A 10,032-nucleotide genomic window follows, 5' to 3' on the forward strand; every position below is an offset into this window, starting at 1 on the left:
AAGTGCAATCGCGATCTGCCGCAAGGGCGCGGCATCACCACTGCGCTGCTTGAGCGAGCCGCCGATGAAAGCGAATTCATGAATTCATAGACTTGGTCGCGTGCCAAATCCTCGATATACGAACACGCTGCACGAATCCATTGCCTCACGATGAAGCGTAACTTGCATAATACTGCGCTATGGCAGGAATTTTAGCGAGACGATTCATGTAGTTGTTGAGTTTCGGCGCCACCGTTTCAATCAAATCCATTGGAATGTGATCCAGTTTCCCAGAGTTCAGCCAACGCAGGATAACGAAAGCTTTGAGATCGGCAATGGTCAGGCGATTGTCCACAAGAAACTCTCCGCCGCGGCTTTCAAGTTGATGCTGGAGCCATCGCAAATACGTGGGCAATGCGTCTGTCGCCAGGGCGTCACGAGCACTCTTCAGGTCGTCTCCTGTCTTCCCAAAGGTTGCCCCCAGTTTCACGTTAATGTCTTCCAGCGCACCCATCACTTCGTCACACAACAAGGCCTGCAAATCACCTTCTGGATACAGCCCGGACAGTTTCCCGACATAACGCGTAATCGCGTCGCTTTGTGTAATCTGCAAATCATTGACGTGAAGGGTCGGAACCTGATTCAGCGGTGTCGTCTTGCGGACTTCAGAAAAATCGCCCAGTGAAAAACGATAGTCCTCAAAGGGAACTCCCCCGATATGCATAGCAAGGCGAGCAGGCTCTGCCCGTCCACCAGGGAAGTCGAAATAGGTCAGCTTCAGTTTATTCATTTGTCGCCTTTCTAAGGTCGTGAGGATGGCGGAAGCACTGAGCATACTGCCAAAATGGGTCCCACGAAGTAAACGTTCGACCGCCGAGGGCCAAACATTCGGCTGCTTCGATAGGATAGGAAGTCGCGCAGGAAGTCCCCGAGCTTCCGCTCGCACAGGGCGATCACATGTTTTTTTTTCATCGATCAGCAGCACCTTGCCGGGGATTTCATGGGAAATCTCCCCGATGGCCGGCGGCGATACCAGTTCCTGTTTCTTCAAGGTCACGGTGATCCCTTTGGCGTCGGACTTGATGTCCAGCGCTGACCTGTTGATGTGCTCGACATGGACGTAATCCTGGGTCGATTTTTGCGGCCAGGAATTTCGTCCGGCCTGCGATGGCTTTCTTGGTGACGTCCAGACATTGGGTGGAAGTGGTATGGCCGCGGAGATCCTGCTGGGTGACGGACAGGGCTTGCTCCACGACGTGCAGCCTGGATTGGAGGACGGCTCGCCTGCGGTAGTTCTACGCTTCCCACGGATTGATGACGGTGACGCCGCCAGCCGCATAGGGACCGCTATCGCGTGACGCCACGAGGAACCCCCGCGAGGCTGCGATCGCGGCGATGTAGCGGGCAAGTGTTGGGAATCCCCTCCCGCCGGCCTTGGCCTTCACGGCCCGCTCGCCATAGCGCCGTGCTGCATCGATGTCGAGTGGCAGCACCCTGTCCCTGCACAGTCCCATCAGACCGTCCAGATCTTCAAGGGGGAGTGAGAGCGTTAATGTGAAAGTCGCGCAAGCGACTCACGAAACTCCCTTCTCCCCTTGCGGGAGAAGGGGCTGGGGTGAGAGACGGGGAATTCTGGGCGCATACGCCCAGCCCGTCGAACGATTCCGGCGTGCAAGCCGGAATGCGCACTGCAAGTGAGAGGGGAAAACGGTCATGACTTTCATGATCTGGGCTGTTTCAATTGGCATAACCGTTAGCCATGTCGGTAAACACGTGTCTCTCAGGCCATAGCCGCGTCCCGTTCCACCCTGACACGGCGCACCCACCCTCGCCTCCCCACCTTCAAACCCGCGCCAGATACTCCGCCATCCTTGCCCGCTGCTGCGCATCCGGCAACCGACCAAGACCCGCCGCGAGGTTATCTTGCAGGTGCTGCACCTTGCTGGTCGCCGGAATGACGCAGGTCACGGCCGGCTGGGCGAGGATGAACTTGAGGAAGAACTGCGCCCAGCTTGCGCAGTCGAACTCCGCCACCCATTCGGGTAGCGGCTTGCCGCGCACGTGCGAAAACAGCGAGGCTTTGGCGAAGGGTCGGTTAATGATGACGGCGATGCCCAGATCCTGCGCCAGCGGCAACAGGCGTTTCTCGGCATCGCGTTCGACCATGCTGTAGTTGATCTGCACGAAATCGGGTTTTTCGGCCCGCAGCACGGCTTCGACATCGCGGTAAGCGCTTTCGTGGTAGTGGGTGATGCCGAGGTAGCGGGTGCGCCCCTGCTGCTTCCATTCGCGCAGCGTCGGCAGATGCACCTGCCAGTCGAGCAGGTTATGCACCTGCATCAAATCCACGTGTTTCGTCCGCAGCCGCGCCAGCGAAGTTTCCATCTGCCGGATGCCGTCAGCGCGGCCGCTGGTCCACACCTTGGTGGCGAGGAAAAGGCGGTCGCGCGCGCCGAGCTTCGCCGACAGATCACCGACTACCGACTCAGCGTTCCCGTACATCGGGGAGCTATCCACCATCTGCCCGCCAAGCGCGACGAAGCGCGCCAGCACCTGCTCCAGCGCCGGATCGGCTGAATCCGGGACATCGAAGCTCTGGTAGGTACCAAGCCCGACGGCGGCAATCAGCTCACCGGACGACGGGATGCGCCGCCTTAGGATGTTCGTGTCAGCCGTGCTGCCGGTGGCAGGTGCCGCAGCAGCCAATGCACCGCTGGCAAGGGCCAGCCCGCCGGCGGCGATTGCCTTCAAGGCTGCGCGCCGCCCATCAACCAACGAGTCGCTTTCGCCTACTTTCATTCCGCTCTCCTTTCAATTCAGCGCGGGTACCATCGTTGACTCACTACTCACTATGCGCCCGGCACTTCTCCCCCGGACTCGCTTTCCGACGATGTCTCGGCCACCTTCTGCTGGTAGCGCCTGCCGAGCCTGATTCCCAGCCAGGCGAGCGCCAGGGCGCCGGGGATCGCCGCCAGTGCCACCGCCGGCGTGCCCAGCCCGGCGGCGGCGTGCAACCAGCCGCCAAGGGCATCGCCAGCGCGGGTCACTACCGTGTCGAGGACGTTCTTGGCCTTGTAGCGGGATTCCCGCTCGACGGCCGTAAACAAGGCTTCGCGTGCCGGGCGCATCAGGCCATGCGTGCCGGCACGCGAAATGACCTGGATAACAAGCACCACGGCCAGCACCGGGATCGCCGCCAGCACCGCCAGCGGCACCGCCAGCAGCAGGGGCACCGCCGCCAGGGTGATGCCAAGGCCGAGCTTCTGCATCAGCCGACCGGCGACCAGAGCCTGCAAGCCGAGGGCGAGCAGGTTCACCGCCAGGTCGATCAGCGCGAAGAGCTGGGTACGCGCCTCGGGCGCCAGGGCAGCCGCCTTGACCAGACGCGCCTGCTCGAAATAGACGAAGGTGCCGACCACGCTTTGCAGCACGATGGCCAGCGCGATCATCGCCAGGTAAGGGGAGGACGCCACCTCCGCCAACCCGGCCAGAACCCTGCCGCCGAGGGGCCGGCCTGCCTCGGCACGGGTATGGTCGTCCACCACCCGCAGGATGCACAGCAAAGAAAGCATCATCAAGGCGGCCGACACCAGCAGCAGGCCATGCACCCCGACGGCATGCACCGACAGGGCCGTGATCGTCGGACCAACCAGCGCGCCGCTGCTGCCGCCGGCGGCGATCATGCCGAACAGGCGCCGCGCCTGCGCGTGATCGAAGCTGTCGGCCATGGCGGTCCAGAACAAGGAGACGACGACCAGGTTGAAGACGCTGACCCAGACAAAGAGGGCGAGCGCCGCAACCGGCGAAGCGCCACCGGCAATCCAGGCCTGAAAGCCGGCCAGTACCAGGGCAGTGATGCCGAAGACGCTCGCCAGCAGAACCCGGCGCGGCAGCCGGGCCGCTGCCCAGCCATAGAGCGGGACGATGGCCAGCATGCCGACAAGGGTCAGGGTGAATGCCCATTGCAGCTTGTCCGGCCCGATCTCGACGCCCATTTCCTCGCGTACCGGCCGCAGCACGTAGTAGCCGGCCAGCAGCAGGAAGAAACCCGCAAAAGACCAGAACAGGGCTCGCCCCTCACCCGGCCGGCAATCGACCAGCCGCGCCCAGCGTGCAAGCCATGCCGGTGGTACCGTCACCCGCCGCCCTGCCCGGCAGCGCCAAGCACGATATCGAAGCGGGCGAGCAGCTCGCCCCCGCCAGGCGTCGCCTCGAAGGCGACGATCAGGGCGGCCTGCAGCAGTGGATCGCGTACGCTCTGCAGCAGGCCGTCGCCGGCGTTTTCCGCGGCGCCGGCGACGTACATCTGGGTTACCAGCGGCGCCTGGCCGTCCGCGGTGATGGCGAAATGGATATGCGGTGCGCGGCCGGGATAGGCCACCGGCTTGATGGTGCGAAAACGATAGCCGCCGTCGCTGCCGGTGGTGAACCGCCCATAGCCCTGAAAGTTGGGGTCCAGCGGGCGCTCGCCGCGATCGCCAGGATGGTGGTAGCGGCCAAACGCGTTGCACTGCCAGATTTCGACGCGGGCAGCGGCCAGCGGCTGGCCGCTTTCATCGAGAATGCGGCCGTGCAGATTGCAGATCTCGCCGCGCGCGATGCCGTTCTGCCCAGCGACGCTGACCAGGTCATTGTCGTTGTCAAGCGGCAGTTGTCGCGGGTAGAAAGGTCCCAGTGCCTGCGGCGGGGTGCGCAGCAGTCCCGCCCAGGCAGGGGCGGCGAGCGCCAGCCCGGTAACTGAGGCGGTGGCAAGCAGGATGCGACGGCGGGCTGAATGAGGCATGCGGATCTCCGGATGTCGTTGACTGCGATACTACGCTACCGACTTTCGACTCGCTCTGCCGCGCAGAATTCTATTGGCAAGCCATGCGGACACGCACCCGCTTTCGCGCTGACGGCAGTCACGCAATGACTACGGCCTGCGACGGGTGAAATGCGTCGTGAAAGGAGCGAATTCGGCGGGCTTTAATGTGAAAGTCGCGCCAGCGACTCACGAAACTCCCTTCTCCCTTGCGGGAGAAGGGGCAGGGGAAGAGGGGAAAACGGTCATGACCTTCATGATCGGGGATATCTCGACAAGTTGTGGCCGCGACAGCGCAAGCTCACCGACAAGACACAGAGCGGCTACCGGCGGTTCGCCGAGTGGTTCGCGGCCTTTGCGCGCCGCGGGTGCACAACGATCGCGCAAGGCGCTATGCTCACATGCTTCCCAGCCAGCACATTACCGGGCTCTTCAGAGACATGGCCATCATCCACCGTTCCACTCCCTGTCGCAGCGCCAGTTCCCGCTCCTGGTTTGTGGTCGCCAGTATCGCCCTGTCTGCCAGCCTGCTTGGTGGCTGCGGCGCCGACCAGCAGCCCGCCGGCAAAGCGCTTATCGCAAGCGAAGCGAGCGTTCCCGTGGTGGTCGTCAATGCGCAGCGCAAGACGGTGCCGTTGAGCGTCGAGGGCATCGGGACGGTCGAGGCGATAGCCAGCGTGGCAGTGAAGTCGCGTATTGACGGGCAGATCGTCAAGGTGGCTTTCGCGGACGGCGACGATGTCAAGCCCGGGCAGGTGCTGTTCGAGATGGATTGCCGTCCGGCGCTCGCGCAGCTCGGGCAGGCCGAGGCGAAGCTGGCCAGCGACATGGCATTGCTGGCGCGGGCGCGAGCGCAGGATGCGCGTTACCAGGACTTGCTGCGACAACGCTTCGTTTCTGCCGATGGCTATCAGCAGTACAAGACCAACCTTGACAGCGCACTGGCCAATGCGGCAGCGGCTCGCGCCACGGTCGATAGCGCCCGGCTGCAGATCGACTACTGCACCATCCGCGCGCCGATCGCTGGGCGAGCCGGGCGGATCATGATCCAGCAGGGCAATCTGGTGAAGGCCAACGACGGCAATCCGCTGGTGGTGATCAACCAGCTGACCCCGATCTTTGTGAACTTTTCGGTGCCCGAACAGTATCTGGCGCAGGTGCGCAGTGCCGGGGCCGGGGTGGTGAAGGTCGTCGCCACCGATGCCGACGGCAAGGCGGTGGAAGCCAGCGCTACGCTGGCCTTCGTCGACAACGCGGTGGACCCCGCCACAGGCACTGTCAAGCTGCGCGCCAGCGTGGCGAACCGCGATAGCGGTCTGTGGCCGGGACAGTTCGTGCACGCGGTGCTGGCTCTTGGTGAGCGGGCCGATGCGCTGATCGTCCCGGCGGAAGCGGTGCAGACCGGCCCGAGGGGCAGCTACGTATTTGTTGTCGGCGCCGATGGCAAGGCGCAACTGCGTGACGTCGTGGTCGAGCGCACCGCTGGCGCCGAGGCGCTGATTGCCGAGGGCTTGGCCGTGGGAGAAACGGTGGTCGTCGACGGCCAGTCGCGGCTGCTGCCGGGCAGCCCGATAGTAATCAGGGATGCCGCCGGGAAGTCCTGATGAACATCTCGCGACCCTTTGTCTTTCGCCCGGTGATGACCGGGCTGGTGATGCTGTCGATTCTCGTTTTCGGCCTGATCGCCTACCGCCTGTTGCCGGTTTCCGACCTGCCCAACGTCGACTTCCCGACCATCACCGTTAGCGCCAACCTGCCCGGTGCCAATGCCGAGACGATCGCTGCCGCCGTCGCGACGCCGCTCGAAAAGCAATTCTCGACCATTCCGGCGCTCGAATCGATGACCTCGAGCAGCGCTGTCGGGACGACGTCGATTACCCTGCAGTTCTCCTTGAATCGCAACATCGATGCCGCCGCGCAGGACGTCCAGTCGGCGATCTCGACGGCCTTGCGGCAGTTGCCGCCAGAGATGACCTCGCCGCCATCATTCCGCAAGGTCAACCCGGCGGATGCGGCGGTATTCTATCTGGTGGCCCGCTCCGAGACGATGCCGCTGTCAGCGGTGGACGAGTACGCGCAGACGCGGATCGCGCAGCGCCTGTCGACCATTGCCGGGGTTGCCCAAGTACAGGTCTTCGGCAGCCAGAAGTATGCGGTTCGGGTGCAGCTCGACCCGAATCTGCTCGCTGCGCGGGGCATCGGTATCGACGAAGTGCAACAGACGATCGCCAGCCATAACGTCAACAAACCGACGGGAACTCTGTACGGCAGCCAGCGCGCCTTCTCGGTTGAGGCCACTGGCCAGCTCAACGACGCCGCCGCCTACCGGCCGCTGGTCGTCGCCTACCGCAATGGCGCAGCGGTCCGGCTGGGCGCGCTGGGACGGGTCGTCGACGGCGTCCAGAACGACAAGTACGCCGCCTGGTACAACGACGAACGGACGGTCATCCTGGCCATCCAGCGTCAGCCGGGAACCAACACCGTCGAGCTGGTGGACGCCATTCGCAAGCTGCTGCCGACCTTCCGCGAGCAGGCGCCGACCGGCATCAAGATCGACGTCATGTACGACCGCTCGCAGTCGATCCGCGCCTCGGTGGCGGACGTCAAGTTCACCCTGCTGCTGGCCCTGGCGCTGGTGGTGATGGTCATTTTCATCTTTCTGCGCAATGTCTCGGCGACGCTGATCCCCAGCCTGGCACTGCCGATGTCGATCATCGGCACCTTCTCGGTGATGTACCTGCTGGGTTTCAGCCTCGACAACATTTCGCTGATGGCGCTGACCCTGTGTGTTGGCCTCGTCGTCGACGACGCCATCGTTGTCCTCGAGAACATCACCCGCCATATGGAGATGGGCGAGAGTCCGCTCGAAGCGACGCTCAATGGCACCGAGGAAATCGGCTTCACGGTGTTGAGCATGACCCTGTCGCTGGTCGCGGTGTTCATTCCGGTGCTGTTCATGGGCGGCATTCTCGGCCGTCTCCTGTATGAGTTCGCGGTGACCATCATGGTCGCGGTGCTGGTTTCCGGCTTCGTCTCGCTGACGCTGACGCCCTTGCTTGCCGCGCACCTGCTCAAGCCGACCGATCACGCCCGGCACGGCCGCCTGTATCAGGCCTCGGAGCGCATCTTCGACGCCTGGCGACGCGCCTACGAACGCAGCCTGCTGCGCGTGCTGGCGCGCCCGCGGACGACCATGGCGACCTTCCTGCTGGTGGTCGTGGCCACTGCCGCGATGTTCATCCATACGCCCAAGGGCTTCCTGCCGAGCGACGATATCGGACAGATCTTCGCCTTTACCGAAGCGGCGCAGGATGTTTCATTCGAGGCGATGATGGACAAGCAGCGGCAGGTGGCGCGGCTGGTGCAGGCCAATCCGAACGTCGCCACGGTAATGTCCTTCATCGGTACCTCGGGCTTCTCACAGACGCTCAACCTGGGGCGCATGCTGATCGTCCTGAAGCCTTACGGCGAGCGCGCCAGCCCTGAGAAGATCATTCAGGAGTTGCGGCCCGAGCTGACGGAGGTGCCGGGGATCAAGGTTTTCCTGCAGAGCGTGCCAACGATCCGCATCGGTGGTCGGCTGACCAAGAGCCTGTACCAATACACGTTGCAGGATGCCGACCTCGACGAGCTCCATCACTGGGCGCCGATTCTCGAGGAAAAGCTGCGTGGGCTGCCGGGGCTGCAGGACGTATCGAGCGATCTGCAGATCCGCACGCCCAAGGTAGCGGTCGAAATCGATCGCGACAAGGCCGCCGCGCTGGGAGTGACGCCGGCGCAGATCGAGGATGCGCTGTACAGCGCCTATGGCCAGCGCCAGGTGTCGACCATCTACACGCCGACCAACGAATACTGGGTGATCCTTGAGGTCGAGCCCAAATTCCAGACCGACCCGGCAGCCCTGGCGCTGCTGCACGTCCGTTCGAGCAAGGGAGCGCTGGTGCCGCTCAACGCGGTCACCCGCCTGAGTACCGGCGTGGCGCCGCTGACCATCAACCATCAGGGGCAGGTGCCGGCGGTCACGCTCTCGTTCAACCTGGCGCCGGGCGTGTCGCTGTCCACCGCCATCGCCGAGGTCCACGCCATGCAGGAGAAGCTTGGCATCCCCGAAACGCTGCTCGGCAGCTTCCAGGGCGCGGCGCAGGCTTTCCAGTCATCACTGGCCGGCATGGGCATCCTGCTGCTGATGGCGGTGTTCGTCATCTACATCGTGCTTGGCATCCTCTACGAAAGCACCATCCATCCGCTCACCATCCTCTCGGGATTGCCGACCGCCGGGCTGGGGGCGCTGGTCACCCTGGCCATTTTCGGGCGGGAACTCGACATGTACGGGTATGTCGGCATCATCATGCTGGTCGGCATCGTCAAGAAGAACGCGATCATGATGGTCGACTTTGCCGTCGAGGCGCGGCGCACCCACGGCAAAGCGCCTGGCGAGGCGATCTACGAGGCGTGCCTGGTACGTTTCCGGCCGATCATGATGACCACTATGGCGGCTTTGCTGGGCACGTTGCCGATCGCCCTGGCCTTCGGAGCCAGCGGCGCCAGCCGGCAGTCGCTGGGCCTGGCGGTGGTCGGCGGGCTGCTCTTCTCGCAGTTCCTGACACTCTATTTCACGCCGGTGATCTACCTCTACCTCGACCGCTTCAGCGAGTGGCTGAAGCATCTGGGCAAGACCGACCCCGCCTCACCCCCGGCCCTTCTCCCGCAAGAGGAGAAGGGAGGTTTGTGAGTCGCTTGCGCGCCTTTCCCATTAAACGCTCGCGTGGTAATGGTACTTTGTGGTGGCGTGCGTAGTTGGACGCGGCGCCCGCCCTGTTTCCTGTCGGTGCCTATCAGTAAGCTTGGCGATTCTGAATGCGAGGTCGTGCTTTCCGGAAAGCTTTGATCCTGGATTGCGGCTCCCCTCAACGTCAGCAACCTAGCAGCCTGTCGGACTTTCCCAGCGCCGTGAACCGCACATGATAAACTCATACTTTGTTCGAGCTACCGAGTCGTCACATGGCCCACTTCATTGTCGCTGACCGCAAGACCGACTATCTACTCCCGCCGTCACTGGACGATTGGCTGAACCAGGATCATCTGGCCCGGTTCATTGTTGACGTGATCGACCAGCTTGATCTTTCCAAACTCATTCAACAGTACGCTGGGCGCGGATCGAAAGCCTATCATCCGGCGACGCTGCTGGGCGATTCTGGTCTATGGCTACGCGACGGGTATTTTCTCCAGCCGCCGGCTGGAACAGGCGACCT

At 63.2% G+C, this 10,032-nt stretch carries 6 protein-coding genes and 2 pseudogenes; 3 read left to right on the forward strand and 5 right to left on the reverse strand.

Features of this window, described 5'->3' with window-relative positions; translation table 11 throughout:
- Positions 1–145: 145 nt before the first annotated feature.
- The 5 genes and pseudogenes from E4Q23_RS20805 to E4Q23_RS20825 form a co-directional block, all read right to left on the reverse strand.
- The gene (locus E4Q23_RS20805) at positions 146–769 is read right to left on the reverse strand and encodes a glutathione S-transferase family protein (RefSeq protein ID WP_169068407.1); all 624 of its coding nucleotides are present in this window, start codon (positions 767–769) and stop codon (positions 146–148) included.
- A gap of 505 nt (positions 770–1,274) precedes the next feature.
- Positions 1,275–1,505 (reverse strand): annotated as a pseudogene (locus E4Q23_RS20810) (VapC toxin family PIN domain ribonuclease); the annotation flags it as partial.
- Between the two features lie 316 nt (positions 1,506–1,821).
- Complete coding sequence (locus E4Q23_RS20815; RefSeq protein WP_169068400.1) at positions 1,822–2,778, reverse strand: aldo/keto reductase; 957 nt, start codon at positions 2,776–2,778, stop codon at positions 1,822–1,824.
- 50 nt (positions 2,779–2,828) lie between these two features.
- Positions 2,829–4,118, reverse strand: a complete 1,290-nt coding sequence (locus E4Q23_RS20820; RefSeq protein ID WP_169068401.1) for an MFS transporter — start codon at positions 4,116–4,118, stop codon at positions 2,829–2,831.
- Positions 4,115–4,762 (reverse strand): protocatechuate 3,4-dioxygenase, encoded by a 648-nt coding sequence (locus E4Q23_RS20825; protein ID WP_169068402.1) that lies wholly within the window; start codon positions 4,760–4,762, stop codon positions 4,115–4,117. Before E4Q23_RS20825 ends, E4Q23_RS20820 begins: the two co-directional genes overlap by 4 nt.
- Positions 4,763–5,181: 419 nt before the next feature.
- Between E4Q23_RS20825 and E4Q23_RS20830 the strand changes: the two genes are divergently transcribed.
- The 3 genes and pseudogenes from E4Q23_RS20830 to E4Q23_RS20840 form a co-directional block, all read left to right on the forward strand.
- Positions 5,182–6,384: an efflux RND transporter periplasmic adaptor subunit gene (locus E4Q23_RS20830; protein WP_169068403.1), complete on the forward strand. Its 1,203-nt coding sequence runs from the start codon at positions 5,182–5,184 to the stop codon at positions 6,382–6,384.
- Entirely contained in the window at positions 6,384–9,512 is a 3,129-nt protein-coding gene (locus E4Q23_RS20835) for an efflux RND transporter permease subunit (RefSeq protein WP_169068404.1), read from the forward strand. The genes E4Q23_RS20830 and E4Q23_RS20835 overlap by 1 nt, the downstream gene beginning before the upstream one ends.
- A gap of 269 nt (positions 9,513–9,781) precedes the next feature.
- Positions 9,782–10,032 (forward strand): annotated as a pseudogene (locus E4Q23_RS20840) (transposase); the annotation flags it as partial.

Source organism: Candidatus Accumulibacter phosphatis (assembly GCF_012939955.1).
GTDB classification, from domain to species: domain Bacteria; phylum Pseudomonadota; class Gammaproteobacteria; order Burkholderiales; family Rhodocyclaceae; genus Accumulibacter; species Accumulibacter delftensis.

Excerpts from the sequence above, each read along its gene's own strand:
- E4Q23_RS20805 (WP_169068407.1), bottom strand. The coding sequence starts at position 769 with ATGAATAAACTGAAGCTGACCTATTTCGACTTCCCTGGTGGACGGGCA.
- E4Q23_RS20815 (WP_169068400.1), bottom strand. The coding sequence starts at position 2,778 with ATGAAAGTAGGCGAAAGCGACTCGTTGGTTGATGGGCGGCGCGCAGCC.
- E4Q23_RS20825 (WP_169068402.1), bottom strand. The coding sequence starts at position 4,762 with ATGCCTCATTCAGCCCGCCGTCGCATCCTGCTTGCCACCGCCTCAGTT.
- E4Q23_RS20830 (WP_169068403.1), top strand. The coding sequence starts at position 5,182 with ATGCTTCCCAGCCAGCACATTACCGGGCTCTTCAGAGACATGGCCATC.
- E4Q23_RS20835 (WP_169068404.1), top strand. The coding sequence starts at position 6,384 with ATGAACATCTCGCGACCCTTTGTCTTTCGCCCGGTGATGACCGGGCTG.